Genomic DNA, 24,738 nt, shown 5'->3' with positions numbered 1-24,738 from the left:
AGAAGAGACGACGCAAGTCCGACCCCGCTGTCGAGCAGCTTGCGAGCAAGAGGTTTTGCGGGTTTCAGCGTGTGTCTCGACAATCGTGTAGGCCGACGGAAGCCGTTCGATATGAAGTGGCCGATTTTATTGCAAGTGCGAATACCTTTGCGCGGCGTTGCGGAATTCTCCTAGAGCCCTTAGGACGACCATGGCGGGCAGGTCCCGTCGAAAGACTTTGTTACACCAATACCTTCTCGCGACTTTTCCGGATCGATCCCGCTAGCAATATGCTCTTCGTATACATCGCATTGGCGTATCTCGTGGCGCTGCTGCTGGTGCCGTTCTATATCGGCATCGAGCCGGTGGAGAATGCGCAGATCAATCTTGAGCGCGGCCTCCTGATCCTGCTCGCCGCCAGCGTAGCCAAGCGGGATGTCCTGCCCACCTTCTCGGCAGGCGTAAGAGACCTGTTTGCCTACCGCAACGGGCTGGCGTTGTTTCTGACAGGCTATTTCCTGGTTCGCGCTATCGCAGCTGCCTTGTCACCGTTCGCCGTTTCCATTCCGATCGTCATCAATGACATCGCTTCGAACTTTTTCGTTTTCCTCGCCTTCTTCGTGATCTTCTCGCAGGTGCGGGTCGAGAAAGAGATCGCAAGGATCCTGGAAGTCTCGGTCCTGATAATTGCAGGTGTGGTGGCGCTCGAGCTTGTACTCGGGTTCAATGTGTTCACATCACTCGCCCCGGAAGGTGCCGGCAAGGCGATCAACGAGGCATCGATCCAGCGTAGCGGGTTGCTGCGCGTGAAGGGACCATTCGAACACCCCCTCACGCTCGCGCATATGGTCGTCATGATCTTGCCGCTCTTCCTTTTCTCCAAGCTCCCGTTCTCCAATCCCCTTCGTGTGCTTTGCGTGGTCTTGCTCGTCGGTATGGGCTTTGCGACCGGATCGCGATCGGGCTTGGTGCTCGTCGCATTCCAGTTGGGCCTCTGGGCGGTCCTTCGCCCGATGCGGATCAACCTTGGGAGCGGGTACATTACCACTCGCGGCGTAGCCTTTGCCGTTGCCCCGCTGGTTCTTGCTGCTGTGCTCGTCCTCGCTGAGCAGCGCTCTGGCTCGGGCCTTTTCGAATCGCATGTCCGCGAGGCGCAAATTCGCAATGGCCTGATCGCCATTCGCGAGAAGCCGTTTTTCGGCTTTGGTCCCGGACCGGGCGCGATTGCGGCGATTACCGAGGGTATGCGCGGCGGCATCGGGGCCATGAAACTGTGGCGCGCCAACCTTGGTACAGTCGACAATTGGTACCTGTCGGTGCTGCTGAGCTCCGGTTTCATGGGCTTTGCCGCGTTTATCCTGCTTATCGGCAGCATCCTCTACCAAGGTGTAGAGCTGTTCTCGAATGCGGCGCGTCGGTACTGGCTGGAGCAGCAGGGCTGGGACGGCCTGGCCCTTGGTCTCCTGATCGGCTGCACCTTCGGCGCGATCTTCATGGCCATTCTCTCGATCTTCACGCTGCACCCGCTGTTCTTTATCCTGGCAGCGTGGCTTACAGCCATAACCGTTCTGGCGCGCCGCCATGCCTGAGGCCCGATTGCCTGAAAACACGCTTACGATCGTCGTGGTGACCTACAATTCGGCCGCCTTCGTGCGCGGCTGTATCGAGAGCCTTTTGGCCCACGCGCCCAAGGTTCCGCACCGCATTGTCTTCGTCGACAACGCCTCCAGCGACGACACCGTTCGCATCGTGAAGGAGGAATTCCCCCAGATCGAACTGGTGGAGCTGGAAGAGAACATCGGCTTTGGCCGCGGCAACAACGCCGGCTTCGCGCACGCGCCGGCGCGTTACTACTACTGCCACAACGCCGATGCCTATCTGCAGGACGACATTCTCGACAAGGCGGTCGAGGCTTTCGAGCAGGACCCGAAGCTGGGGATTGCCGGCCTCCCGCTGGTCTATCCCGACCACAGCCCCCAAACCTCGGCCTATGCTGCCAGCACGCCGATGAAATGGGCTCTGCAGGGCCTTGCGATCGGACCAATCGCGAAAGCCGTGATTGCCAAGGATCCCACGGGGCTGGCTGCAAAAGCGCTCGGCAAGACGCGCATGGGCAAGACCTTTGCCGCGACGCATTCGGGGCAAGATCCCGTGCAATCGGAGCGTCCGTTCGTGGAAGAGGTCGACTGGGTCTGCGGCGCTGCCTTCCTTCTGCGGCACGAGCTGCTTGAAACGTTCGGCTACGGCTTTGACCCCGACATCTTCATGTATGGCGAGGACGAGGAGTTTTGCCTGCGAGCATCGAGCGCAGGCTGGCGCATTGCCAAACTCAACACGACACCGGTGATCCACGAGTTCGGTTGGGGCAAGAGCGTCAAATCCTCGCGGCGGGTTGTCGATCTCAAGTTCGATGGTCTTACCACGACCATCAACAAAACCTTCGCGGACCGGCCGTTCTCCCGTGCGGCCATGCACGCGATGCTTCGCATGAAATACGCAGTCTGGAAGTCGAGGTCGGCTAGCAAATGACCGATAGAGTGCACGCGCGGACCACCTCCGCGCAGGATCCCGACACACAGGCGCCTGCCTCGCTGGAAGGGCTGGCCGACGGGGTGCTGGAGAGCCTGTCGACCTTCGCGGATGAAGCCGAATGCCTGGCAGCGATCGATCAGCGGATCGCGAAGGAGGGCTGCGACACGCTCGCCTTCATCAACGCGCACGCCTTCAACATGATGTGCGAGCGGCCATCCTTCGCGAAAGACCTTCTGGCAGCCTCGCTGCTGGTTCGCGACGGCAAGGGCATGGAAATTTTCCTCGACCGGTTGGGTCATGAACCGGGTGCCAATCTCAACGGTACCGATCTCATTCCGGCGGTGCTCGCGCGGCATACGGACAAGAAGGTTGCCGTCTTCGGCACCCGCGATCCCTGGCTGAGCAAGGGATGCGCCGAGTTGGAGGCGCGCGGCAACACCATCGTATCCAAGGTCGATGGCTTTCAGGACGAGAGCGCCTATCTCGGCGCTGTTGACGAGACCAAGCCCGAAATCGTCGTTCTCGCCATGGGCATGCCGCGGCAGGAAGCGGTGGCTTCGGCCATTGCGGAGCGCTGCAGCTGGCAACCGCGCCTGGTCATTTGCGGCGGGGCTATCATCGACTTCCTTTCGAACCGGCATTCGCGCGCACCGAAGTGGCTGCGCGCATCGGGGTTCGAATGGGTCTATCGCCTGGCGCTCGAACCGCGCCGCTTGTTCCGGCGCTACGTCATCGGAAATGTCCAGTTTCTCAATCGTTTGAAGACGATCGAGCGGAATCGGAAGTAGGTTTGGAAATGAGCGAAAAACTCCCCAGCTTCGTGTGTGTCGGCGGGCCGAAATGCGGCACGACGTCGCTCTACCACTACCTGCGTGACCATCCGGAAGTCTTCCTTCCGGCGCAAAAGGAGCTGCACTTCTTCTCCGCTCCGGACCTGCTGGAACGGCCGAACGGGCCGGGCATGCGCTCGGTGCTGGCCGATATCGTTTCCAACGAGGCGGAATACCGCAAGATGTTCCGCGCCAGCCCGCAGGGCGCCGTCAGCGGTGACATCTCGCCGTCCTACCTGACCTCGCCGAGCGCACCGCAGGCGATCAAGGACCTTCTGGGCAGCCCGAAGATCATCATCATGCTGCGCGATCCGGTCGACCGGATGTTCTCGCAATATATGCACCTGCGCCGTTCGGCTCGCGAGGATCTCGAGTTCGAGGATGCGCTGGCAGCGGAGCCGGCACGGCTCGCGCAGGGCTGGGGGGACATGTGGCTCTATCGCAATGGCGCGTTCAGCGCAGACGCGGTCGAGCGCTATTTCGACACCTTCGGCAAGGAGAATGTGATGGTCATTCTCGTGCCCGAAATGCGCGCCGATACCCGCGGCGTGATGAAACAGGTGATGGAATTCATCGGGGTAGACAGCAGCGTCGAGCTGGACCTTGAAGGCGAGTTCAACAAATCGGGCATGCCTAAGTCGAAGGTGGTCGCCCGCCTGATCGATGCGAGCCCGCTCGCGACTTTTGCCAAGCGCGTCATCCCGCGCGGCATCGGTGCTTCGATCAAACGACGGATCCAGGAAATGAACACCGGCCCGCGCCTGACCCTGTCGCAGGAGAAGCGTGACGAATACCGCGCCGAATTCGCCGAGGACACGCGCAAGCTCGAAGCGCTGATCGGTCGCTCGACCGGCTGGCTCGACCAGACGGCCTGATTCGCGTCCGGAGAGGCGTCAGGTAGCGTACCGCCAGAGCATGGCGGCGATCAGGAAATCAGGTTTTCAGGAAGTCTTGAGGCTTTGATGGTGGGCGTACCAAGGTTCGAACTTGGGACCCCTACGATGTCAACATAGTGCTCTACCACTGAGCTATACGCCCACTCATCAAGCGGCCCTTATTCAGGGCAGGGCGGCCCAATAGCGGCCTTGCCACACCCGCGCAAGGCCAAAAGAGGCCCTAAAGACGGGCGCTCACTTTTTCTTCGAGAACGCGTTCCACTTCGAGCACGAGATCGCGCAGGTGGAAGGGTTTCGACAGCACTTTCGCATGCGGTTGTTCGCGGCTGGCCTTCAAGGTCACGGCGGCGAAACCGGTGATGAACATCACCTTGGTGTGCGGGCTCACTTCGTTGCACTTCTGCGCCAGTTCGATGCCGTCCATTTCGGGCATGACGATGTCCGAAAGCAGCAGATCGTAGCTTCCCTCTTCGAGAAGGGGGAGCGCAGCCGTGCCGCGATCGACCGAGTCGACCGAATAGCCGGCGTTGGCAAGCGCGCGCTCGAGGTAGACGCGCATGGCTTCGTCATCCTCGGCGAGCAGGATCGAGTGAGTCGGTGCTTCCGTCATGCGCATCGGTGTAGCGCCTTGGATTTAAAAAACCATGTATCCGAAACGATCGTTGTTAACGCGCCCCGGAACGGAACAGATTGCGGGCGCGGCATGAACAGGGGCCTTGCGAGGGCATTGTGCTTGGTTTCCTGCGGTTTTCAGCGATTCCCGGCTTGATTAATTCCGGGGAGCGACCAAGCTTGGCTCCATGGATTCAACGCCCCCCCAATTCCCGGAGGATCCGGTGTGCGAAAGCGGAGGGGCCATCCCCGGCCTGGGGGAGCCGGCCTATCGCCTGTGGCGCTATGCGGAGCAGGCGGCGCCGATCGTGGTCGCAATGCCGCACGCCGGCAGGGCCTATCCCGATCCGGTTCTGGAGACGCTGCGCGATCCGGCGCAGGCCAAGCTGCGGCTTGAAGACCGCCATATTGACGCTGTGGGTAAGCCGGTCGCCTTTGCGACTGGAGCGAACCTGCTGCTTGCCACCGCTCCCAGGGCGATGATCGACCTCAATCGGTCTTCAGAAGACATCGATTGGGCGATGGTGCGCGGAACGCGTCCGCCGCAGACGCGCCATTCGCTGGCCAACCGCCGCTCGCGCAGCGGGCTCGGACTGATTCCGCGACGGGTTCCCGGCATGGGGGAGCTATGGCGCCGACCGCTCGAGCGGCAGGAGGTCGATGCGTGGATCGAGGGGATTTACGAGCCCTATCACGGCGCTCTCGCTGCCGAGCTTGAACGGCTTCGCGACCAATGGGGCGTGGCCCTGCTGATCGACTTGCACTCGATGCCGCCCCTTCGCCCATCGCACCCCCAGGACCAGCCGGCAGAGTTCGTCATCGGCGACCGCTTTGGTGCCTCTTGCGATCCCGGCCTTGTCGATCTAACAATGCGCTATCTCGCCACCCAGGGGCGTCGTGTGGCGCACAACCGGCCCTATTCGGGAGGCTATGTCCTCGACCGCTACGGGCAGACCCAGAGGGGCATCCACGCGATCCAGATCGAGGTGTGCCGTAGCACCTATCTCGACGCACGCCTCGACCAGCCGAGCGCGCGCCTTCCGGCGATCGTCAAGCTGCTGGCAGGCCTCGTGCGCACGCTGGGCGCGGAAACCGCCCTGATGGGGCGAGGCGGCGGCTTCTCGCAGGCTGCCGAATAGGCGCTTCCAAGAAAAAACCACCCCGTGAATGAAGATACACGGGGTGGCCAAGGTTCAGGGAGGAAATGCACAGAAGTGCATTTGTCCGTGCGCCATGAGGGGAAGCGCAGCGGACACATCAAAGATAATCTCTGGAAACCGGCTTTCAAGCCCGGGGGAACGGGGCTGCGGCGGTTTGCCGCAGGGGAAAAACCGGTGAGCGGCTTAGCCAGCCTTGGGCTGCGAAACCAGCACCGAGCCAGTCCCAGTGATCGCCATGCCCGCCATATCCTCGACCAGCAGGCAGTCGCCAAGCGACAGGCTCTCGTCGCCTACCTTGGGCGACCCGTCGAACGCGATCGCAATGGCTGGGCCGGTCAGCCCATGCGCCGGGCCGGTTTCGGCGGAAAAACAGTCGAGGCGGAAGTGCGGGCCGTCGACAAGCGTTGCCGAACCACTGCCAACACGGCTCCGCAGGTCTGCGGAATAAGGGCCTGTTTCGGCAACGGAAAGGCCGCCGTCGAGATGCAGTTCGCGCGGGCGGCCATAGTCGAACAGGCGGAAGGTGATATCGCTGTTCTGCTGGACCTCGATGAGGTTCACTCCGGCGCCAATCGCATGCACCGTGCCGGAGGGAATGTAGAACACATCGCCCTTGGTAACCGGGTGCCATTCGAGCAGGTCGACGATCGACCCGTCGAGCGCGGCGGTGCGGAGCGCTTCGGGGGAATGTTCCTCGCGGAAGCCCACCGCGATGGTTGCGTCGGGCGCGCTTTCGAGGATCACCCAGCATTCGCTCTTGCCGTTGCGCCCGAACCCCATGGCTTCGGCCTGTGCATCGCTCGGGTGGTTCTGCACCGACAGCCGCTCGCTGGTGAAAATGTACTTCGCCAGCAGCTGCGGCAGCTCGGGAGGCGGTTCGAACCAGACTTCGCCGAAGCGGGCATCGCTGGGAACGTCGAACGCGTCCGGCAGGCGGTCCGCGCCCCAGACCTTCTCGACGTATTTGCGGGGAAGCTTGCGGCTCATTGCGACTTGCAGCGGCTGGCTTCGCCGACGCGCTGGACGGCGGACCGCGCCGCAACCAGGATATCCTCGCCGTCGACCACGACCACGGTGTCGCTTGCGCCGACCACGGTGACGTGCGGCCCGTCGGTATCGATCATGGTTCCGCTGGCCGCGATGATCTCGCCGCTGCCCAGCACGACATTGCCGTCATCATCGGCGCTGCGCTTGCTCATCAGCGCATCCCAGTTTCCGATATCGGACCAGCCCATCGACACATCGACCATGGCGGCCCGATCGGTGTTTTCCATGACCGCGTAGTCGACCGATTCCCCGGCGATGGCGCCAAAGGCCCCGGCATCGGGGAAAATCCTGGCATCCTCTGTCCGCGCATTGTCGAAGGCCGCGGCGACCTGTTCGGCCATGGCGCTGCGATGCGCGGCCAGCTCATCGAGGAAAAGGCCGGCCGGCAGCGCGAAAATACCGCCGTTCCAAGCGTATCCTCCGTCCGCCACAAAGGCGAGGGCGCGTTCGAGGTCGGGCTTTTCGACAAATTGGGCGACCTTGCTGCCGGTATCCAGCGCCTCGCCCCGCCGCAGATAGCCATAGCCGGTTTCAGGCGCCGTTGCGGCGATCCCGAAGCACACCAGCCAGCCGTCTCTTGCCAGGCCGGCCGCCGCAATGGCAGCCTCCTGGAAGGCGTCGGGCTGGGCGATGAAGTGGTCGCTCGGGCACACCAGCATGATGTCGCCGGGGTCGACCGCGTGCGCGGCAAGGGCCACGGCAGGCGCGGTATTGCGGCCGCAGGGTTCTACAATGAAGCGCGCGTCGGGGGCGATGGGCCGTGCCTGTTCCTGGGCAATCGCGAGATGTTTTTCCCCGATTACGACCACCGGAGCGCCGAATTCGCTGCGATCCGCGCAGCGCGACAGCGTCTCCTCAAACAGGGTCTTCTCACCAAGCAGGGGGATGAAGGGCTTCGGCTTGTCGGCGCGGCTGCGTGGCCACAAGCGGGTGCCGCTGCCGCCGCACAAAACCACCGGAACTATGCGGGACATCGCTCTCTCCACGGACCCACGGCAGGCTCGCGGGTGCGGGCTGCCGTCTCGCAATCGGAAATAGCCGAACTATTGCTCCGGCAGCAATCGCGTGAAGTGGGTTTTCCAATCCACTGTGCCTTCTGGCGATGCGAATGCGAGGACCAGAGGCAATTCGGCCTCGATTAGGTCCACTCGTTCATCCCAGCCGTCGTGCGTGCGTTTGCGGAAGATGCCGCCGTCGTGGCGCGGCCCCCAGACCTGCATGAAGGTCACAGCAGCGCTCGGCTCGTAGCCGGCGTTCTGCAGCAGCCAGGGCATCAGGCGATCGGCGTCGCGCTCAGAGACCCGGACGAGGCGGCGCTTCCAGCCGATCCGGTTGAACGTCTCAGCGTGGCGCAAGATATTGTGGGCCATCTCGTGCGCGACCAGCGCGGCGAGAGTGGGCTCGTCATAGCTGAAACCGGGAAAATCCTTGCCGACCATCACGCGATCGCCATCGGCTGCGGCGTTCTTGCGGTTATCGACCAGCTCGAAGCGGGTTGGGCAGGCGGGCACGCCAACAAGAGTGGCGGATTGCGGTTCACCGCCGGGGGAGCGCCAGGTGAGCTCGACCGATCCGCTTGCAAGCGCAGCGTCGATCGAATCGCGCAGGTTGAAAACGCGCTTCCAGCGCGGTTCGGCCCGGGGCCAGCCATCGTCGATGGAGCGTCCGTTTACTGCGAGGATGGTGTCGTTCTGGCGCAGGCCGGCGAGAGCGGCGGGCGAGCCTTCGGCGACCGACTGCACGCCGATATCGCCGCTCAGCTGGAACAGCAGGCGCACCGCTTCGGGACTGCCATAGCTGTGCGCATCATGGAGCAAGAGGCCGGAAACGCTGATAGCGCCTTCGCAAAAAGGCGCATTGTGGGTCGCCAGCCGGTAGCCGATTCGGAACAGGCGGTCTTCCTTCTCCTGGAAGACCTCGAGCGGGACACGCGGGCGGTCCGGATCGTGAAGGTCGAAATCCGCCAGCGCGGGCGTACCGCACAGCAATGCGAGCGCAAGAACCGCGCGTCGCAGGAAAAGCGCTAGGGGGGCGCCCGCCGTGTGGCGCGGCGCCCCCTTTGCGAAAGGATCAGATCGTCGGAGCACCGGCGGTCATGGCGTCGCCAAGCGGCACCTTACCCTGCTGGAGCTGACGACCGAAGATCGTGCGCATCACGTCGAGCGAGAAGATCTGCGCCCAGATCAGAGGCAGCAGGCCGCTCTCGGTCCACTTGCGCAGCTGGTCACCGCGCAGTTCGCGCAGCTTGTCCTGGTTGATCATCTGGAAGCCGCGATAGACGAACGGCTTGTCGTTGCCCTGCTGCTGGATGGCGATTTCGCCGTCCATGAGGAGGTCGTGCTGGCGCAGCTCGTCCATGAAGGCCTTGGTGCGCTGACCGGCCTGCTCGAACTGCTCGCAATACTCGAGGATCTGCTTGGTGAATTCGGTCGGCTTGCCGTCTTCGAACAGCGGTTCGCCGTCTTCGAATTCGCCGATGTTTTCGGCGGTCGGGTCGAAGCAGAGCGACATTTCGTCGGCATCGGGCTTCAGGCGGGCCAGCATGTAGGGGTGGCGGCGGATGTAGGCCGGCAGGTACAGGTTATCCATGACCTTGCCTTCGTCGTCGACGAAGGTGTTGACCCCTTCGTTGAGGCCCATCAGCGCCAGCGGAACAGCATCTTCGCCGGTCGAGAACACGATCGGGAGATCGCGCTGGGCGGAGACGAATTCGTCGACCGTCAGCGGGATGGCGTGCTGGCCGACAAGCCAGGGAGCCTTGCTCATCGGACGCGCGCGGTAGTTCGCGTGGTCCTTGCTGTTGAGCGGCATGAGGTCTTTGAAGAACAGGGGCAGGTTGGATTGCGGCGCGCTGGCCATGGATCTCTCCGAAATTCGAATGGATTGGGCGGCATGCCCGGAGGGCATACGCACGAAGCGCGCGCTTTACGGTGTTGCGGCCTCGGGTGCAAGCGGCACGAGCTTGCCGGGGTTGAGTATCCCCCGCGGGTCGAGCGCCTGCTTCACGCTGCGCATCATCGCCAGCGCCACCGGATCGCCCAGCCGGCCCAGCTCGTCGCGCTTCATCTGGCCGATTCCGTGCTCGGCGCTGAGCGATCCGCCGAACGCGGCCACGCGGTCGTGAACGAAGGCAGAGACCTGCTTGCCCTGCGTGGCTTCCCATTCTCCGCGCACCGCGCCTTCGGGGGCGAGGACGTGGAAATGGATGTTGCCATCGCCCAGGTGGCCGAAGCCAACGGCGCATGTCCCCTCGAACCGGGCTTCCACTTCGGGCGAGACGGTTTCGACGAACTCGGGCATCCGCGCGACCGGCACGGAAATGTCGTGCTGCATGGCGGGGCCGATCGCGCGTTCGGCCGGCGCAATGGAATCGCGAAGCTGCCAGAAGGCTTCCGCCTGGCTTTCGCTCGCCGAGATTACCGCATCTTCGAGCAGGTCGGCCTCCATCGCGCTGGCGAAGAGGTCCTCGACCAATGTGTCGAGCGCATCGGTGCGGCCTTCGCCGGCGACCAGCTCGACCAGCGCGTGCCAGGCGTGCTCGCCATCGAGCGGGCTTCGCGCATCGGGCAGGTGAGCGAGCACCGATTGGAGGCAATGCGCGGGGAGCACTTCGAAGCCTTCCAGCGCGTCGCCTGCGACAGCTTCGCAGTGGAGCAGCAATTTCCGCGCTTTCGAGAGGCTGGGCAGGCCCACCCAGGCCACCCGGCGCTCGCCGATCTGCGGCACGAGCTTCAGCGTCGCGCCGGTCACGATGCCAAGCGTGCCTTCCGATCCGATCAGCAGCTGCTTGAGATCGAAACCGCGGTTATCCTTCTTGAGCGGTACGAGGCCGGAATAGACCGATCCGTCGGCCAGCACCGCCTCGACCCCCAGCACCTGCGCGCGCATGGTGCCGTGGCGCAGCACCTGGGTCCCGCCCGCGTTGGTCGAGATAAGGCCGCCTACGGTCGCCGATCCCTTGCCGCCGAGTGTAAGCGGGAAGCGCAGGCCCTCAGCCTCGACCGTTTCGTGAAGCGTCTGGAGGACAAGGCCCGCATCGCAGGTGATCTGCTGGGCCGCGATGTCGAAAGCGCGCACCGCGTTCATCCGCCTCAGCGAGATAATCACGCTGGTCCCGCTTTCATCGGGAGTCGCGCCGCCCGACATGCCGCTGTTGCCGCCTTGCGGGACGATCGGCACGCCGTGCTGCGCGCACAGTTTCACAAAGGCAGACACCTCGTCCGTAGAGGCCGGGGAGGCAAGGCCCAGCGCCCTGCCGGTGTAGCGGCCGCGCCAGTCGGTCAGCCAGGGTTCGACCAGCTCGGGATCGACAGTGAAGCCGCGCGGGCCAAGCAGCTCCTGTGCTGCGCTCAGAAAGGACTCGGTATCGCTCATGTGCGGCGCCTTTGCCACAGGTGGACGGGCAAAGGCCACCACTTGCCAACCCTGCCAGAACAATTAAGCCCGCATTCAAGCGTGGTGGGGCAACGGCAACGCCAACAGTGTCGGCCCCTATCCGTGACCGGCGTTTCGAGGAGCGTTCCCGAGCAAAGCCAATGTCCTTCCTGTCACCTCTTGCTGCCATGCTGATTGCATTGGGCACGCCGCAGGGCGCGCAGGCCGAGGACGTGGCCGGCAAGGCGCGCGAGAGCGAGAGCGGGACGATCGACCTTGGTTCCTTGTCGGACCGGCGTCCGTCGTGGATCGGCTTCTCCGGTATCGCCAGCGTCCCCGTGGCGCAGCAGGTCCGTATCGAACAGCGCGTGATCCTGCGCATCAACCCGCAACCCAGCAGCACGCGGCGTAGCATGCTCGCGCAGCTTCCGCGCCAGGGACAGCCCGCCCGCCTCGTTGAACGGCCACACGGCAGCTGTCTCAACGCAGGCGATATCGTGGGCGTGTCCGACCGGGGCAGCCGCCTCGTGATGTATATGCGCAACCGGCAGATCATCACCGCCAGCCTCGAGAAAGCGTGCAGCCCGCGCGATTTCTACCTCGGCTTCTATGTCGAGCGGAACGAGGACGGGCGCCTTTGCGTCGACCGCGACCGGCTGATGTCGCGTGCAGGCGCGAAGTGCCGGATCTCCAGTTTCAACCGCCTCGTTGCGGTTGCCGGGGAACGCTGAGGCGCGCGAAGCGCCGAATTCTTGACTTTTCCGGCATTTCCGGCGAAGGGCGCGCCCAGCCGATACTGCGGACGCGCGGGTTTGGGTCGGCCAACGTTCCAGGGACAGTTTCGAACCGCATGACTTTCGCCGATCTCGGCCTTTCCGAAGACTTGCTCAAGGCAGTAAGCGAAGCCGGCTACACCGCGCCGACCGACATCCAGCGCGAAGCCATTCCGCCGGTGCTGATGATGAAGGACATGATCGGCATTGCGCAGACCGGCACGGGCAAGACCGCCAGCTTCGTGCTGCCGATGATCGATGTGATGGCCGCCGGCCGCCGCCGGGCGCTCATGCCGCGCAGCCTCATCCTCGAACCGACCCGCGAACTCGCCGCCCAGGTGGCCGAGAATTTCGAGAAGTACGGCAAGTACCACGATCTCAAGATGGCACTGCTTATCGGCGGCGTGCAGATGGGTGACCAGGTCAAGGCGCTCAACGAAGGCGTCGACGTGCTGATCGCCACCCCGGGTCGCCTGATGGACCTGTTCGAGCGCGGCAAGATCCTGCTGAATGGCTGCGAACTGCTGGTCATCGACGAAGCCGACCGCATGCTCGACATGGGCTTCATTCCCGATATCGAGTTCATCTGCGACAAGCTACCCGACACGCGCCAGACCATGCTGTTCTCGGCGACGATGCCGCCGCCGATTGAAAAGCTGGCCAAGAAGTTCCTCAGCAATCCCAAGCGGATCGAGGTGAGCCGCGCGGCAACCACGAACAAGGATATCACCGCCTTTAAGGTCCCGGTGAAGAGCCGTCAGAAGCGCGAAACGCTGCGCTGGCTGCTCAGCCACGACCATGTCGAGACGGCGATCATCTTCGCCAACCGCAAGACGACCGTGCGCGAGCTGAACAAGAGCCTGCAGAGCTATGGTTTTGCCAGCAGCGAGATCCATGGCGACATGGACCAGTCGAACCGCCTCAAGGAACTGGATCGCTTCAAGAAGGGCGAGGTCAACATCCTCGTTGCGTCGGACGTTGCGGCACGCGGGCTCGACATCAAGGGTGTCAGCCACGTGTTCAACTTCGACACGCCCTGGCACCCGGATGACTATGTCCACCGCATCGGCCGCACCGGCCGCGCGGGCGCCAAGGGCCGTGCCTTCACCTTCGTCGCCGATGAGGACGCCGAGGCGATTGCCAATGTCGAGAAGCTGACCGGATCGGCGATCAAGGTCTTCGGCAAGGAAGATGTCCGCGTCGATCTCGTCGAAAAGCCGGCCGAAAAACGTGAAGAGCGCGAAGAACAGGGCGAAAAGCCCAAGCGCGCTCGCAAGAGCCGGGACGATGAAGAGGCTCCGCGCGAAAAGCGGGAGCGCAAGGCCAAGGATGCCGCGCCCAAGGAACCCAAGCCCAAGCGCGAAAGCCGCCGCAAGCGCGGTGAAGACGACGCGCCGGTTGCAGCCGGCGAGTGGAACGGCCCGCGTCCCGGCTTTCTCGACGTTTCGGCGACCTGATTTAACGTCTTCCTAACCATGCGCACCGCATAGCTAGCGGTGCGATGGAGATTTTTGCCAAACACGCCGAAAGCACGCTGCTGTGGCTCGCGATGACGGGCGCGGTGTTTGGTACGCTCGCCCTGCTCATGAAACGCAAGACTATTGTCGCGGCGATGGGGCGTGCGCGGGACGAGTTTACGACCAATCTCGGCCTGATGCTGCTCAACCTGGTGCTGATCGCGCCACTCTTCGCTGTTCCCGAAGGCGCCATTCGCGATCAAATCGTGGCCATGCCGGCGCTCGGCACCTTCTGGGACAGCCAGAACGAATTCCTGGTCCTGTTCGCGGCGATCGCGATTGCGGATTTGACCGTCTACTGGCGCCACCGTTTCGAGCACCATCCGCTGCTCTGGCGCATTCACGCCACGCACCACGCCGACACGGCGCTGCATTGGCTCTCGGTCCAGCGCAAGCATCCGCTAAGCAAGCTGCTCAGTGTGCTCGTGGATTTCGTACTGCTGCTCTTCCTAGGCCTGCCCGAATGGGCCATCGCGGGATCGGCGTTCCTGCGCGGCTGGTGGGCCTATTTCATCCACTGTGACGTGCCCTGGACGCTCGGCGTCTTCGGCAAGGTCCTGATCTCGCCCGCAGCGCACCGCTTGCACCATATTCGCGACGAAGAGCTGATGGGCACCAATTTCGGCAACACCATCACGCTGTGGGACCGGGTGTTCGGGACTTATATGGACCCGGCGCCCTATCTCGATTGCGAAACCGGGATTGCGGAAGGGACACGCGGGTTTCTCGGCGAACTGGCCCGTCCGTTCGAGCGCCGGTACTGGACCCGCAAGCCGGAGGCCCGGACTTCGCAGGAGCCGGCCGCCTAAGGAGCGCCGCCCGCATTTCGGCTCTGGAACCGGGGGCGAACTGGCCCTATCGAGCCGCCCATGTATCCAAGCAAGACATCGCCGGAACGCCGCGCTGACGGCATTGTCCACGCGGTCAGCCTCAGCGCCTTTGCGATAGCCAGCGTGTTCCTCCTCAACCGGGTGATGAGCGCAGGCAACGCCACGCTGATCCTGGCAGTGCTGGTCTATGTTATCTCGGCGCTGGCCTCGGTCGGCATTTCCTTTGCTTACCATTTGCACCCGCGCCACGAGCTGCGGCCGGCCCTGCGCCGCTGGGATCATTCGGCGATCTACATCGTGATCGCGGGCACCTTCACGCCGCTCCTGCTCGCGACCGGCAGCTACAGCGCGATGGGTATCCTTGCCCTCATCTGGCTGTTCGCCCTGGCGGGGGTCTGGTTCAAGGTCTCCGCCGCCGAGATCGATTCGCGCTGGTCGCTGATGTCCTACCTCGCCCTCGGCTGGTTCGCGCTTGCCGCCTTGCCGGACTTCCTGAGCGGCCTGCCGCTCGCCTCGACCCTCGCGGTCGTGGCCGGTGGTGTTTTCTACACGATCGGGACTTTGTTCTACAAGAACAAGGAGATGGCCTTCCGTTACCCGATCTGGCATGCCTTCGGGACGCTGGGCGGAACGGCCTTCCTCACCGCGATCTGGGTGGCCGTCGCCTAGGTGTTTTCAGCGAGGGTGACGAAGCTGTCGAGCACGCGCTTTTCGCCGGCCTGCTCGAACTCAATGGTCAGCTTATTGCCTTCCTGATCGGTCACGCAGCCATAGCCGAACTTGTCGTGAAACACGCGCGCGCCCAGCGCGATGTCGCTGCGCGGCTTGGCGGCAAAGCTGGCAGCGCTGCGGCCGGGTTCGGCCAGGCGCTTCGGCGTCGTGTCATAGCCATTCGACAGCGCCCGCTGCCAGCCGGGCCCACGCGCGCCGGAGCGATCGGGACGGTTCGACGAGACATGCGCAAACGGGTCCTCGTTCTCGCTCCAGTTGGCCCGCCAGAGGGAGGCGCCGCCGGTCATGGTCGTCTCGCTGTTGACGAATTCCTCGGGCAATTCCTCGACGAAGCGGCTGGGTATCGAGCTGGTCCACTGGCCATAGATCCGCCGGTTCGCGGCGTGCAGGATCGTGCAGCGCCGCTTTGCGCGGGTAATCGCGACATAGGCTAGCCGGCGTTCCTCCTCGAGGCTCGCCAGCCCGCCTTCGTCGAGCGATCGCTGGCTCGGAAACACGCCTTCCTCCCAGCCCGGCAGGAACACATGGTCGAACTCCAGCCCCTTGGCCGCGTGCATGGTCATGATGGTGACCTTCTCGCCATCGTCGGCGCGGTCGTTGTCCATCACCAGGCTGACATGCTCGAGGAAGTCGCCGAGCGTCTCGTATTCCTCCATCGCGCGGGCGAGTTCGGTGAGGTTTTCAAGGCGTCCGGCGCTTTCCGCGCTGCGGTCCTTCTGGAGCATGTCCTCATAGCCGCTTTCCGCCAGCACGGTGCGCAGCAGTTCGGACGGCGTGACCTTCTCCGCCTCCTCGCGCCAGTGGACGAACTGGCCGAGCAGGGCGACGAGGTTGTTGCGCGCGCGCGCCGGGAGCTCGTCGGTTTCGCACAGGTCGAGGCTGGCAGCGGCTAGCGGGGTCTGCGTGCGGCGGGCGTGGCGGCGCATGGCTTCAAGCGTTTTTGCGCCGAGGCCGCGCTTGGGCTGGTTGTAGATGCGCTCGAAGGCGAGGTCGTCGGCCGGCTGGGCGATGGTGCGCAGGTAGGCGAGGGCGTCGCGAATTTCAGCGCGTTCGTAGAAGCGGAAGCCGCCCACGATGCGGTAGTTGAGGCCGATCTGGATGAAGCGATCTTCGAACTCGCGCGTCTGGTACTGGGCGCGCACGAGGATGGCGACCTCGTCGAGCGGGGCGCCTTCGCTTTCGAGGCGCTCGATCTCCTCGCCCACGCGGCGGGCTTCCTCGGGTGCGTCCCATACGCCGATCACGCGGACCTTCTCGCCCGCCGGAAGCTCGGTCCAGAGCGTCTTGCCGAGCCGTTCGCTGTTGGCGTCGATCAGGCCCGATGCGGCTGCAAGGATCTGCGGTGTGGAGCGATAGTTCTGCTCCAGCTTGATCACCGCCGCGCCGGGAAAATCCTTTTCGAACTTGAGGATATTGGCGACTTCCGCGCCGCGCCAGGAATAGATCGACTGGTCGTCATCGCCCACTACGCAAATGTTCTTGCGAGCCTGGGCGAGCAAGCGCAGCCACAGGTACTGGACCTGGTTGGTGTCCTGGTATTCGTCGACAAGGATGTATTTGAAGCGCTGCTGGTACTGCTCCAGCACGTCGCGGTGCTGGCGGAAGATGTTCAGCATATGGAGCAGCAGGTCACCGAAATCGCAGGCGTTCAGCGCCTTCAGCCGGTCCTGATAGAGCTTGTAGAACTGCGCGCCGCGACCGTTGGCATAGCTCTCGTTCTCGACCGCATCGAGGTCGCCGGGGTTGAGCCCGCGGTTCTTCCAGCGGTCGATCAGGCCGGCCAGCTGACGCGCGGGCCAGCGCTTCTCGTCGAGGTCGTTTTCCTGGATCAGCTGCTTCAGCAGGCGCAGTTGGTCGTCGGTGTCGATGATCGTATAGTTGCTTTCAAGGCCCACCAGCTCGGCATGACGACGCAGCATGCGCGCGCCGATCGAATGGAACGTGCCGAGCCAGGGCATGCCCTCCACCGCATTGCCGATATGGCGCCCGACACGCTCGCGCATTTCGCGCGCGGCCTTGTTGGTGAAGGTCACGCAGAGGATCTCGCTCGGCCACGCGCGGCGGGTTGCGATGAGATGTGCCAAACGCGCGGTCAGCGCAGCCGTCTTGCCCGTGCCCGCTCCCGCCAGCATCAGCACCGGCCCTTCGGTCGTCAGGACGGCCTCGCGCTGGGGTGTGTTGAGACGCGCGGCGTAGGGCGGAACAGCGCCGTTTTCGGCGGCTTTCGGAGGGGATTCGGGCAGGGACATAGGTCGGTGAACAGGTAGGGAACACTGCGGCGATACGCAAGGCGCTGGCGACCTCCACAGCGCGCATTCCGCCGGAGCCATATCGGAACCTTGTCAGCGGCTTGGGCGTTGGGCGACTTGTAAGATACAGAAATTAATGGAGAACACCATGAAAGCCCTCTTTGCCGCAGCCGCCGCAATGGGTCTCGCGATGACCGCAGCCCCCGCCGCAGCCGATGATCACGGGACCAAGGCAAAATCGCCGGAGGTCGTCGAAACAAACGCACGCGGCCAGGCGACCAAGGTCCGCATCGAGGGCAAGGTCTACGATGTGTGCATGAAGGAAGACCAGGACGGCTGCATCAACCCGCGTGCCGCCGGTCTCAAGTGGGGCGACCGCCCGCTGGATTACTGGCCGGGCAAGCCCGCCAGCGACATGTAAGACCGAGCTTCAGCTCGTGCCGGTCGCACCTGCGGCCCGCGCACGGCGCTTGGAGGGGGCGGGGCTGCCATGGCGGCTCCGCCCCCGATTGCGTTGGGGCGAAGCGCAGGCGCGATCGGCCGCTGGGCGCGTTTGCGAAACGCTCCACGCCGGACCGTTGGCTCGCCGCGCCGAGCACAGGCGCGCGCGATTGCCAAGCGGAGCCCTTGGGAGGATGCTGGCCCTGTCCCTCGGGGAAGGGGCCAAGGGTCGCGTTCGTTGCGCATGTTCGAATCCCAAGGAGGATCGCATGCGAAAGACATTTTGGTACCTCGTCGGCGGCCAGCTTGCCGTCATCAGCATTCCCGCGCTTGCCCAGTATGAGGCTGTGGATCCGGCGCACAGCGCCCAGCAGCCGGCAGAAGAATCGGCCGCTCAGCCGGATACGCCGGGTGACGAACTGGAGGTGATGGAGAGCTGGCCGGCCGAGCGGCGAGCAACCTACGAGAGTTGGCCCCCCGACGCGCAGGCCTATTTCTGGACGCTCACACCCGAGCGGCAGGAGCTGTTCTTCGCTCTGACCGACACGGATCGGCTGGCTCTTGTCGCCATGGACGAGGCGGGCCGATCAGAAGCGTGGCGAATGATCGAAGAGCGCGCCGCGCAGCCGGCCGAGACTCCCGATGGGTCTGACGCGGCCACCCAAGGCGACGAGCCCATGGGTCGCTCCTGAGGCCGCGTCACGCCGCGTCGGAAGCCAGCCTCAATAGCCACAGGCGGGCCTTTCCGACGCGGCGATCGGCCACGCAGTCCAGCCCCTTGATCGAAACCGTTTCCTTCGCGCCGGTCTCGAGCGCCATCCAGGTGGCTGGCCCGATCCAGCCGAGACGAAGCATCCGGTCGAGCGCCACCTCGCCCGCGCCCGTACCGTAGGGCGGGTCGAGCAGGATGAGGTCATGCGGCTGCTTTGCCGGACCCAACGACATGACCGAGGCCTGTTGCACCGTGGTCTGCCGGCGCGCATCGAGAGCGTCGATATTGGCACGGATGGCCTTCACGGCCGACGCTTCCTGTTCGACGAAGGTGCAAGATGCAGCGCCGCGCGAGAGGGCTTCGAGGCCCAGCGCGCCCGATCCGGCAAACAGGTCGAGTACGGCGAGCTCTTCGAAACTGCCGAGGCGGCTGGTGAGCATGGAGAACAGCGTCTCGCGGGTGCGGTCGGCAGTTGGCCGTGTAATCTCGCCGGACGGGGCGACCAGCTTGCGCCCGCGCCATTGGCCCGCAACGATCCTCATGCGCGGTTCCGCTTGATCTGCTTGCGGAAGCGTTCGACATCGGCCTGGCGGATTTCGACCGCCTGGCCGCGGGCGAGCTCGCCCAGCTCGAAGGGACCGTAGCCGATGCGCAGCAGGCGGTTCACCTTCATGCCAAGGTGTTCGAGCACGCGGCGCACCTCGCGGTTCTTGCCCTCGGTCAGCGTCATCTGGACCCAGCGGTTCTTGCCCGCGCCGCGCTCAAGGTCCGCTTCGATGCGGCCGTAGCGCACACCGTCGATTTCGATGCCTTCGATAAGCTCGTCGAGCTGTGCCTGCGTCACGTCGCCGAAGGCGCGCGCACGGTAGGTGCGGGGGATGCCGGAGGAGGGCAGTTCCATCGAACGCTTGAGCTCGCCATCGTTGGTGAGCAGCAGCAGCCCCTCTGTGTTGAAGTCGAGACGCCCCACCGGCATCACGCGGCCCGCACCCTTGGGCAGGGCGTTGCGCAGCGCAGTGTAGATCGTCGGGCGGCCCTTGGGGTCGCGCTCTGCGGTCAGCAGGCCCGAGGGCTTGTGAAACGCGAAGAGCCGGGCGGCCTCGGCCTGGCCGACTGGTTTGCCGTCGACCGTCACGCCCTTGAGACTGGTCAGCTTGACGGCCGGTGTATCGAGCACCTTCCCGTCGATTGCCACGCGCTTGTCCGCGATCATGCGCTCGATCTCGCGGCGGCTTGCGACACCGGCGCGGGCGAGCAGCTTGGCGATCCGGTCGCCTTCTTCGGGTAGTCGCTTGTCGGCCATGGCCGCGCAGCTAGGCGTTCAGCCTGCCGCCCGCAAGGCTTCTTCGACGGTCTCGTAATATCGCCGGATGCCGCCCTCCATCGTTCCGAGGGTCAGATGCGGGACCGCGCCCGTGGCGAGACCCTGCTGGCCGAGCTCCGCCGCGCGGAAATCCTCGCTTGCGAATACGCCGCCGTCGAGCAGCGCCCAGCTGCGTTCCCAGTGGTTGCGCGCCTTGTCAGTCGCGGGCGGTTCGGGGATCAGCATGAAGTCTTCGACCAGCGTGCGGTTATGCGCCTGCGGCATCATGACCATCACGTTGATGTAGTCGGGGCTGGGGATGATAAGGGCGCCGGGCAGCAGCTGGTAGGCGTAGGTCACCACGCGGCGCAGCGCGGCCATGTCGGTAAGGTCGACGCCCTCCATCTCCTCCAGCCGTCCGACCGCCGCGCGCGCGTGCGGGCCGATCCGGTCGCCGCTGGTCGCCCCGTCCTTGAAGAAGGGGCCGATGGTGTTCGCGTGCAGCCGGGTGACATGGTAGCTTTCAAGGAAGGCATCCATGATAAGCTTCCAGTTGCCCGCGACCTCGTGCGTCTTGCGGCGGAAGAGCACCTGTTCGCCCATGCCGAGAGCATCGAAATCCTCGCCGATAGCTTCGGCGAGAGTGAAATCGGCCGTGTCCTCACGCGGGCAGAACCAGATGAGGCCACCGGTTTCCTTCGAAGGCAGTTCGACGAGGCCGTGTGTGCCCTTGTCGAGGCCGGGGAAAGTGTCGGGCCGGGGCAGGGCCAGCAGCCGCCCGTCCACCGAATAGGTCCATGCATGGTAGGGGCACACGAGCTTCTTGGTGCATTGCACCTCGCCGCCCTCGACGAGCCGCGTCCCCCGGTGGCGGCATACGTTCAAAAAGACATGCGCCTGCCCGTCGGCATCGCGGGTGATGAGCAGGGGACGGCCGGTGGCATCGTGCGGCACCGCCATGCCCGGATCGGGCAGCAGCGCCGACGGGCAAAGGATTTGCGGCAGCCGGTCGTAAATCGCGGCCTTCTCCGCCTCCCAGCGCGCGGGGTCGGTGTAGACGCTCGCCGGTACGCTGGTCATGTCCGATGAGTCGCGTTTGCGGCCCTCGGCAATATCCCTGGCAAGGGCGACCATGCCGTCGGTGGGACGACGCGGTGGATGTTTGATGTCGACAGCGCTCATGACGCCTGTTCCTCGCTCTCTCCTGCCGCTAGTGTCGCAAAAAATACGCCGAAGTGGAAGGACGCTAGGGAATGGCCGAGGTCGCCGAAAAGAAAAAAATCTCCGCCTGGCGCACGCTCGGCATGGCTCTGGGCAACCGCAAGACCGGTTTCATGCTGATCTTCGGTTTTGCCAGCGGCCTGCCTTTCGCCCTGTTCCTGGGCACGCTGTTCGCCTGGCTGACCGAGGCGGAGGTCGACCTCGAGACGATGGGCATCTTCTCGCTGATCGGGCTCGCTTATGCCTTCCAGTTCCTGTGGTCGCCGCTGATCGACAAGGTCGACATTCCGCTGCTGCGCAAGCTTGGCAAGCGCAAGCAGTGGATCATCCCGATGCAGCTGCTGCTGGGCACGATCCTCGTCACCATGAGCCTCCTCGAACCGCGCACGCAGCTCGGCATGTTCTCGCTACTCGCCGGTATCGGCGCCTTCGCCAGCGCCACGCAGGACATTGCCATCAACGCCTGGCGCATCGACGTGGCCGACGAGGTGGCGACAATCGATATCCTCTCGACCGTCTACCAGATGGGCTACCGTCTCTCTTCGCTGGTGGGCGGGGCGCTGGGCCTTATCATTGCCGCACGCATCGGCTGGCCCGAAACCTACATGCTGATGGGCGGGATCCTGCTTGCCGTCGGCACGGTCGGCCTGTTCGCGCCCAACGCGGAAGGCGCCGCCGAAGCCAGCGCAGGCGATGAACAGGTGCGCGCGCTGCGCAAGGCGGGCGAGCTTGCCCCGGCGGTCCGCAACCGCGCGCTCGCTGCCGTCGGCCTGCTGTGGGCGGTCGCGATTGGCGCGGTGCTGGCCTTCATGATCATGTCGATGACCTACGCGCCGGAAGACCGCCCGAACCCCACGCAGTTCACGCTGACCTGGGGCCCGTGGATCATCGTCGCCACGATCATCCTGCCCGCGCTGATCGCGGGCTGGCTGTCGAGCCAGAAGAAACAGGGCAAGAACCTGCTGGCCGAAGATGCGCCCGAGGCGAGCGGCGGGTCCTACGCCCTCGACCACCTCTACCGCGCGCTCGTGCTGCCTTTGGTCGAGTTCGTCGGCCGGATGGGCTGGAGCCTGGTGCTGATCCTCGCGGTGGTCCTGACCTACCGCATCTGCGACGCGATCTGGGGCACTTTCGCCTATCCCTTCTACCTCGGCGAACTGGAGTACACGAACGACGATGTCGCCTTCGCTTCCAAGTTCTTTGGGGTGGGCGCCATCATTGCAGGCCTTGCGCTGGGCGGACTGATGCTGACGACCATCGGACGCATGGCGACGCTGCTGATCGGCGGGGTGCTTGCGGCGCTGACGAACCTGCTCTACGCCGACATGGCGGTGGGCGGGGCCAATATGCAGGCCTTCAGCGATGCGGTCGGATTTACCTACCTGATCATGCAAATCCCCGAGATCGGCGATGCAGAGCTGGCCAAGCTGACCATCACCATTGCCTTCGAAAACCTCGCCATTGGTATCGCGGGCGCGGCCTATATCGCCTGGCTTTCCTCGATCGTGTCGAAGAAATTCAGCGCGGTGCAGTATGCGCTGCTGTCGTCGCTTACCTTGCTGGTCGGCACGCTCGGCCGCGGGGCGCTGGGCGAGATGATCGAGAACCAGGGCTATTACGACGTCTTCATCCTGACCACCTGGATCGGCCTTGCCGCAGCCGTGCTGGTGTGCATCGAATGGTGGCGCGAAAGCCGGGCAAAGGATGGCGGGGGCGTGGTCGCTCCCGAAGCGCGCGAGGCCGTGCCGGCCGAATAACCCGCAGCCTGCATTTTAAGCGCGTGATAACCATTCCGCGCTAGCCTGCCCGTCTATGACCGAGCCTATGTCCAAGCCAGACACTCCTCGCCGCGATTTCGCGCGGCTGCGTCTCGGCGTCCCTGCCGTGCTGGAAACTCTGGACGCGCGGCTCAAGGTCGAAATCGTCGATATCTCGCAGGGCGGGGCGCATCTGGTGCTGCCGAGCAAGGACAGTTTCGCCAGGGAATGCCTGCTCGTTTGGCTGCGCTACGAAGCGTTTGGCGAAGTAAGCTGGCGCGATGGCGCGCATATCGGAATCCGATTCGAAGAACCGATTTCGCACCGGGCGATCCTCGAAACCCGCAAGAACGCCGAAGCGATTCTTGGCGAAGAGGGTGTCCAGACTAAGGACGAGGCCAAGCGCTGGGCGCAAGGGCCCGTTCGGCTCTAGTCCGGCATTTCGCCGTTCAGGCGCAGCGCTTCTCCGGCAAGGTAGAGCGATCCCGCAATCAGCACGGGGAGCCCGTCTTCGGGTAGGCTTGCCATGGCATCGGTCAGGGTGTCGGCTTCCTTCGCGCCCGGCCCGAAAGCATCCACGCCGTGCCAGTCATGCCCCGGCACCGGGACAACGGTCACCGTCTCGATCGACCCGGCAAGCGGGCCTGTCAGAGCAGCGGGATCTTTCGCGGAAAGCATCCCGAGAACCAGGTGCATCCTGCGGCCCTCGAAATGCGCCGCGAGCGTATCGCCCGCGCTGGGGTTGTGCCCCCCGTCGAGCCACACTTCGCGGGTTCCGGTGAGCGCGCCCGGTGAAAGCCGCTGGAGCCGGGCCGGCCAGCGCGCGCTGGCGGCGCCCCGGGTAATCGCATCCTCGCTGACGCGCAGCTTTGACTGGTGACGTATCATGGCGGTAGCGAGGCCGACATTCAGGGCCTGGTGGCGGCCGCGCATCGCGATATCGCGGATATGGAAATGACCGAGGTCGTCGGCATAGGCGACGCTTAGATCGTCCTCAAAGGGAGGATGCGCGCCGCGTCCCACGGGCTTTGCACCCCAATCGCTCCCTCGCTCGAAAAGCGGGCTGCCCTTGCCCTCCGCAACTGCCCGGATCACCGCGCTGGCCTCTGCCGGATAGTCGTAGCGCTCCGCCAGGGTGACCAGCGGCACGCCGGCTTTCGCTATCCCTGCTTTCTCGAACGCGATGCGCGCGATGGGCTCCGTTGGCACCCCGTCCTCGGGCGCGAGGAGGAAGCGTTCGTGATCGATGCCGAGCGCGGCAATACCGCAGGCGGCGAGGACGTCGGGCTCCAGAACATTGGTCGCATCGAACCGCCCGCCAAGGCCAACTTCGACCACGCAGGCATCGGCCGGCACGCGCGCAAATTCGGTGAAAGCGGCCGCAATGGTAACTTCGAAAAAGCTCGGGTTGAGGTCCTCGCCCGCGTCCAGCACCTCGGCGAGAAGCGCGGCCAGCCGGTCGTCCTCGATCAGCGTGCCTGCGACGCGAATACGCTCGTTATAGCGCACGAGGTGCGGGCTGGTAGTAACATGAACCGCGTAGCCATCCGCTTCCAGCATCGCGCGCAGGAAAGCGCAGGTCGAACCCTTGCCGTTGGTCCCCGCGATATGGAACACCGGCGGCAGCCTGCGGTGCGGATTGCCGAGACGGTCGAGCAGCGCGCGGATCGTCTCGAGACCCAGGCGCCCGTCGGGCACGGAGAGCGCGCCCAGCCGGTCGAGTTGGGCCTGAACTCCTTCATGGTCGGAGCGGGCGAAGTCCCGCATGGCGCG

The 24,738-nt window shown here is 64.5% G+C and carries 24 protein-coding genes and 1 tRNA gene; 13 read left to right on the top strand and 12 right to left on the bottom strand.

What is annotated here, in order from left to right; genetic code table 11:
• Window positions 1–116: 116 nt before the first annotated feature.
• From KUV82_RS09755 to KUV82_RS09740, 4 genes are read left to right on the top strand one after another with little or no spacing between them, the layout of a single operon-like run.
• The gene (locus tag KUV82_RS09755; RefSeq protein ID WP_219954098.1) at window positions 117–1,568 is read left to right on the top strand and encodes an O-antigen ligase family protein; all 1,452 of its coding nucleotides are present in this window, start codon (window positions 117–119) and stop codon (window positions 1,566–1,568) included.
• Window positions 1,561–2,508, top strand: a complete 948-nt coding sequence (locus tag KUV82_RS09750) for a glycosyltransferase family 2 protein (RefSeq protein ID WP_219954097.1) — start codon at window positions 1,561–1,563, stop codon at window positions 2,506–2,508. The genes KUV82_RS09755 and KUV82_RS09750 overlap by 8 nt, the downstream gene beginning before the upstream one ends.
• Window positions 2,505–3,299 (top strand): WecB/TagA/CpsF family glycosyltransferase, encoded by a 795-nt coding sequence (locus KUV82_RS09745; protein WP_219954096.1) that lies wholly within the window; start codon window positions 2,505–2,507, stop codon window positions 3,297–3,299. Before KUV82_RS09750 ends, KUV82_RS09745 begins: the two co-directional genes overlap by 4 nt.
• A gap of 8 nt (window positions 3,300–3,307) precedes the next feature.
• On the top strand, window positions 3,308–4,216 hold the full coding sequence (locus KUV82_RS09740; protein WP_219954095.1) for a sulfotransferase family protein: 909 nt from the start codon (window positions 3,308–3,310) through the stop codon (window positions 4,214–4,216).
• A gap of 88 nt (window positions 4,217–4,304) precedes the next feature.
• Here KUV82_RS09740 and KUV82_RS09735 read toward each other — a convergent pair.
• Together KUV82_RS09735 and cpdR are read right to left on the bottom strand one after the other, a co-directional pair.
• Window positions 4,305–4,379, bottom strand: a tRNA-Val gene (locus tag KUV82_RS09735).
• Between the two features lie 78 nt (window positions 4,380–4,457).
• Entirely contained in the window at window positions 4,458–4,853 is a 396-nt protein-coding gene (gene cpdR / locus KUV82_RS09730; RefSeq protein WP_375541202.1) for a cell cycle two-component system response regulator CpdR, read from the bottom strand.
• A 184-nt stretch (window positions 4,854–5,037) separates the two neighbouring features.
• On the opposite strand from cpdR, the gene KUV82_RS09725 reads away from it, so the two are divergent.
• Entirely contained in the window at window positions 5,038–5,988 is a 951-nt protein-coding gene (locus KUV82_RS09725; protein ID WP_219954094.1) for an N-formylglutamate amidohydrolase, read from the top strand.
• Between the two features lie 204 nt (window positions 5,989–6,192).
• Here the strand turns inward: KUV82_RS09725 and KUV82_RS09720 are convergent, their stop codons facing one another.
• The 5 genes from KUV82_RS09720 to KUV82_RS09700 form a co-directional block, all read right to left on the bottom strand.
• Window positions 6,193–6,996 (bottom strand): class I mannose-6-phosphate isomerase, encoded by an 804-nt coding sequence (locus KUV82_RS09720; protein WP_219954093.1) that lies wholly within the window; start codon window positions 6,994–6,996, stop codon window positions 6,193–6,195.
• Complete coding sequence (locus KUV82_RS09715; RefSeq protein WP_219954092.1) at window positions 6,993–8,030, bottom strand: mannose-1-phosphate guanylyltransferase; 1,038 nt, start codon at window positions 8,028–8,030, stop codon at window positions 6,993–6,995. The genes KUV82_RS09720 and KUV82_RS09715 overlap by 4 nt, the downstream gene beginning before the upstream one ends.
• Before the next feature lie 69 nt (window positions 8,031–8,099).
• A complete protein-coding gene (locus KUV82_RS09710) occupies window positions 8,100–9,044 on the bottom strand; it encodes a PDZ domain-containing protein (protein WP_219954091.1) in 945 nt (314 codons plus the stop codon).
• An 82-nt stretch (window positions 9,045–9,126) separates the two neighbouring features.
• Window positions 9,127–9,915 carry a SapC family protein gene (locus tag KUV82_RS09705; protein WP_219954090.1) on the bottom strand — a complete coding sequence of 263 codons (789 nt, stop codon included), beginning with the start codon at window positions 9,913–9,915 and terminating at the stop codon, window positions 9,127–9,129.
• 66 nt (window positions 9,916–9,981) lie between these two features.
• The gene (locus tag KUV82_RS09700) at window positions 9,982–11,430 is read right to left on the bottom strand and encodes an FAD-binding oxidoreductase (protein WP_219954089.1); all 1,449 of its coding nucleotides are present in this window, start codon (window positions 11,428–11,430) and stop codon (window positions 9,982–9,984) included.
• A gap of 161 nt (window positions 11,431–11,591) precedes the next feature.
• Here KUV82_RS09700 and KUV82_RS09695 point away from each other — a divergent pair, with 161 nt between their 5' ends.
• The 4 genes from KUV82_RS09695 (at window position 11,592) to trhA (ending at window position 15,219) form a co-directional block, all read left to right on the top strand.
• On the top strand, window positions 11,592–12,161 hold the full coding sequence (locus KUV82_RS09695; protein ID WP_219954088.1) for a hypothetical protein: 570 nt from the start codon (window positions 11,592–11,594) through the stop codon (window positions 12,159–12,161).
• A 119-nt stretch (window positions 12,162–12,280) separates the two neighbouring features.
• On the top strand, window positions 12,281–13,660 hold the full coding sequence (locus tag KUV82_RS09690) for a DEAD/DEAH box helicase (RefSeq protein WP_219954087.1): 1,380 nt from the start codon (window positions 12,281–12,283) through the stop codon (window positions 13,658–13,660).
• A 44-nt stretch (window positions 13,661–13,704) separates the two neighbouring features.
• Window positions 13,705–14,529, top strand: a complete 825-nt coding sequence (locus KUV82_RS09685; RefSeq protein WP_219954086.1) for a sterol desaturase family protein — start codon at window positions 13,705–13,707, stop codon at window positions 14,527–14,529.
• 60 nt (window positions 14,530–14,589) lie between these two features.
• On the top strand, window positions 14,590–15,219 hold the full coding sequence (gene trhA / locus KUV82_RS09680) for a PAQR family membrane homeostasis protein TrhA (protein ID WP_219954085.1): 630 nt from the start codon (window positions 14,590–14,592) through the stop codon (window positions 15,217–15,219).
• On the opposite strand, the gene KUV82_RS09675 is transcribed toward trhA, so the two are convergent.
• Window positions 15,216–17,531: an ATP-dependent helicase gene (locus KUV82_RS09675; RefSeq protein WP_219954084.1), complete on the bottom strand. Its 2,316-nt coding sequence runs from the start codon at window positions 17,529–17,531 to the stop codon at window positions 15,216–15,218. The genes trhA and KUV82_RS09675 overlap by 4 nt on opposite strands.
• A gap of 148 nt (window positions 17,532–17,679) precedes the next feature.
• Here KUV82_RS09675 and KUV82_RS09670 point away from each other — a divergent pair, with 148 nt between their 5' ends.
• Window positions 17,680–17,952 carry a hypothetical protein gene (locus tag KUV82_RS09670; protein ID WP_219954083.1) on the top strand — a complete coding sequence of 91 codons (273 nt, stop codon included), beginning with the start codon at window positions 17,680–17,682 and terminating at the stop codon, window positions 17,950–17,952.
• Between the two features lie 289 nt (window positions 17,953–18,241).
• Window positions 18,242–18,664, top strand: coding sequence for a hypothetical protein (locus KUV82_RS09665; protein ID WP_219954082.1), 423 nt, complete (start codon window positions 18,242–18,244; stop codon window positions 18,662–18,664).
• Window positions 18,665–18,671: 7 nt separating this feature from the next.
• Here KUV82_RS09665 and rsmD read toward each other — a convergent pair whose 3' ends face one another.
• Genes rsmD through KUV82_RS09650 form a run of 3 tightly spaced genes read right to left on the bottom strand, consistent with a single transcriptional unit; the run spans window position 18,672 to window position 21,169 of the window.
• Window positions 18,672–19,226, bottom strand: coding sequence for a 16S rRNA (guanine(966)-N(2))-methyltransferase RsmD (gene rsmD, locus KUV82_RS09660; protein WP_219954081.1), 555 nt, complete (start codon window positions 19,224–19,226; stop codon window positions 18,672–18,674).
• Entirely contained in the window at window positions 19,223–19,987 is a 765-nt protein-coding gene (locus KUV82_RS09655) for a pseudouridine synthase (RefSeq protein WP_219954080.1), read from the bottom strand. Before KUV82_RS09655 ends, rsmD begins: the two co-directional genes overlap by 4 nt.
• A gap of 18 nt (window positions 19,988–20,005) precedes the next feature.
• Window positions 20,006–21,169, bottom strand: a complete 1,164-nt coding sequence (locus tag KUV82_RS09650; protein WP_219954079.1) for an aromatic ring-hydroxylating oxygenase subunit alpha — start codon at window positions 21,167–21,169, stop codon at window positions 20,006–20,008.
• A gap of 71 nt (window positions 21,170–21,240) precedes the next feature.
• Between KUV82_RS09650 and KUV82_RS09645 the strand changes: the two genes are divergently transcribed.
• The gene (locus KUV82_RS09645; RefSeq protein ID WP_219954078.1) at window positions 21,241–22,965 is read left to right on the top strand and encodes an AmpG family muropeptide MFS transporter; all 1,725 of its coding nucleotides are present in this window, start codon (window positions 21,241–21,243) and stop codon (window positions 22,963–22,965) included.
• 67 nt (window positions 22,966–23,032) lie between these two features.
• Entirely contained in the window at window positions 23,033–23,398 is a 366-nt protein-coding gene (locus tag KUV82_RS09640) for a PilZ domain-containing protein (protein WP_219954077.1), read from the top strand.
• Here KUV82_RS09640 and KUV82_RS09635 read toward each other — a convergent pair.
• Window positions 23,395–24,732, bottom strand: coding sequence for a bifunctional folylpolyglutamate synthase/dihydrofolate synthase (locus KUV82_RS09635; RefSeq protein ID WP_219954076.1), 1,338 nt, complete (start codon window positions 24,730–24,732; stop codon window positions 23,395–23,397). The genes KUV82_RS09640 and KUV82_RS09635 overlap by 4 nt on opposite strands.
• Window positions 24,733–24,738 lie beyond the last annotated feature (6 nt).

It is taken from the genome of Qipengyuania flava (genome assembly GCF_019448255.1).
GTDB classification, from domain to species: Bacteria; Pseudomonadota; Alphaproteobacteria; order Sphingomonadales; family Sphingomonadaceae; genus Qipengyuania; species Qipengyuania flava_A.
The sequence above is the reverse complement of the archived record's forward strand: the minus strand, read 5'-3'. Positions and strand labels throughout refer to the sequence as shown.

Bases quoted from the DNA above. Each gene is read 5' to 3' on its own strand.
- KUV82_RS09750 (WP_219954097.1), top strand. From the start codon at position 1,561: ATGCCTGAGGCCCGATTGCCTGAAAACACGCTTACGATCGTCGTGGTG.
- KUV82_RS09745 (WP_219954096.1), top strand. From the start codon at position 2,505: ATGACCGATAGAGTGCACGCGCGGACCACCTCCGCGCAGGATCCCGAC.
- KUV82_RS09740 (WP_219954095.1), top strand. From the start codon at position 3,308: ATGAGCGAAAAACTCCCCAGCTTCGTGTGTGTCGGCGGGCCGAAATGC.
- cpdR (WP_375541202.1), bottom strand. From the start codon at position 4,853: ATGCGCATGACGGAAGCACCGACTCACTCGATCCTGCTCGCCGAGGAT.
- KUV82_RS09725 (WP_219954094.1), top strand. From the start codon at position 5,038: ATGGATTCAACGCCCCCCCAATTCCCGGAGGATCCGGTGTGCGAAAGC.
- KUV82_RS09720 (WP_219954093.1), bottom strand. From the start codon at position 6,996: ATGAGCCGCAAGCTTCCCCGCAAATACGTCGAGAAGGTCTGGGGCGCG.
- KUV82_RS09715 (WP_219954092.1), bottom strand. From the start codon at position 8,030: ATGTCCCGCATAGTTCCGGTGGTTTTGTGCGGCGGCAGCGGCACCCGC.
- KUV82_RS09705 (WP_219954090.1), bottom strand. From the start codon at position 9,915: ATGGCCAGCGCGCCGCAATCCAACCTGCCCCTGTTCTTCAAAGACCTC.
- KUV82_RS09700 (WP_219954089.1), bottom strand. From the start codon at position 11,430: ATGAGCGATACCGAGTCCTTTCTGAGCGCAGCACAGGAGCTGCTTGGC.
- KUV82_RS09695 (WP_219954088.1), top strand. From the start codon at position 11,592: ATGTCCTTCCTGTCACCTCTTGCTGCCATGCTGATTGCATTGGGCACG.
- KUV82_RS09690 (WP_219954087.1), top strand. From the start codon at position 12,281: ATGACTTTCGCCGATCTCGGCCTTTCCGAAGACTTGCTCAAGGCAGTA.
- KUV82_RS09685 (WP_219954086.1), top strand. From the start codon at position 13,705: ATGGAGATTTTTGCCAAACACGCCGAAAGCACGCTGCTGTGGCTCGCG.
- trhA (WP_219954085.1), top strand. From the start codon at position 14,590: ATGTATCCAAGCAAGACATCGCCGGAACGCCGCGCTGACGGCATTGTC.
- KUV82_RS09675 (WP_219954084.1), bottom strand. From the start codon at position 17,531: ATGTCCCTGCCCGAATCCCCTCCGAAAGCCGCCGAAAACGGCGCTGTT.
- KUV82_RS09670 (WP_219954083.1), top strand. From the start codon at position 17,680: ATGAAAGCCCTCTTTGCCGCAGCCGCCGCAATGGGTCTCGCGATGACC.
- KUV82_RS09665 (WP_219954082.1), top strand. From the start codon at position 18,242: ATGCGAAAGACATTTTGGTACCTCGTCGGCGGCCAGCTTGCCGTCATC.
- rsmD (WP_219954081.1), bottom strand. From the start codon at position 19,226: ATGAGGATCGTTGCGGGCCAATGGCGCGGGCGCAAGCTGGTCGCCCCG.
- KUV82_RS09655 (WP_219954080.1), bottom strand. From the start codon at position 19,987: ATGGCCGACAAGCGACTACCCGAAGAAGGCGACCGGATCGCCAAGCTG.
- KUV82_RS09650 (WP_219954079.1), bottom strand. From the start codon at position 21,169: ATGAGCGCTGTCGACATCAAACATCCACCGCGTCGTCCCACCGACGGC.
- KUV82_RS09645 (WP_219954078.1), top strand. From the start codon at position 21,241: ATGGCCGAGGTCGCCGAAAAGAAAAAAATCTCCGCCTGGCGCACGCTC.
- KUV82_RS09640 (WP_219954077.1), top strand. From the start codon at position 23,033: ATGTCCAAGCCAGACACTCCTCGCCGCGATTTCGCGCGGCTGCGTCTC.
- KUV82_RS09635 (WP_219954076.1), bottom strand. From the start codon at position 24,732: ATGCGGGACTTCGCCCGCTCCGACCATGAAGGAGTTCAGGCCCAACTC.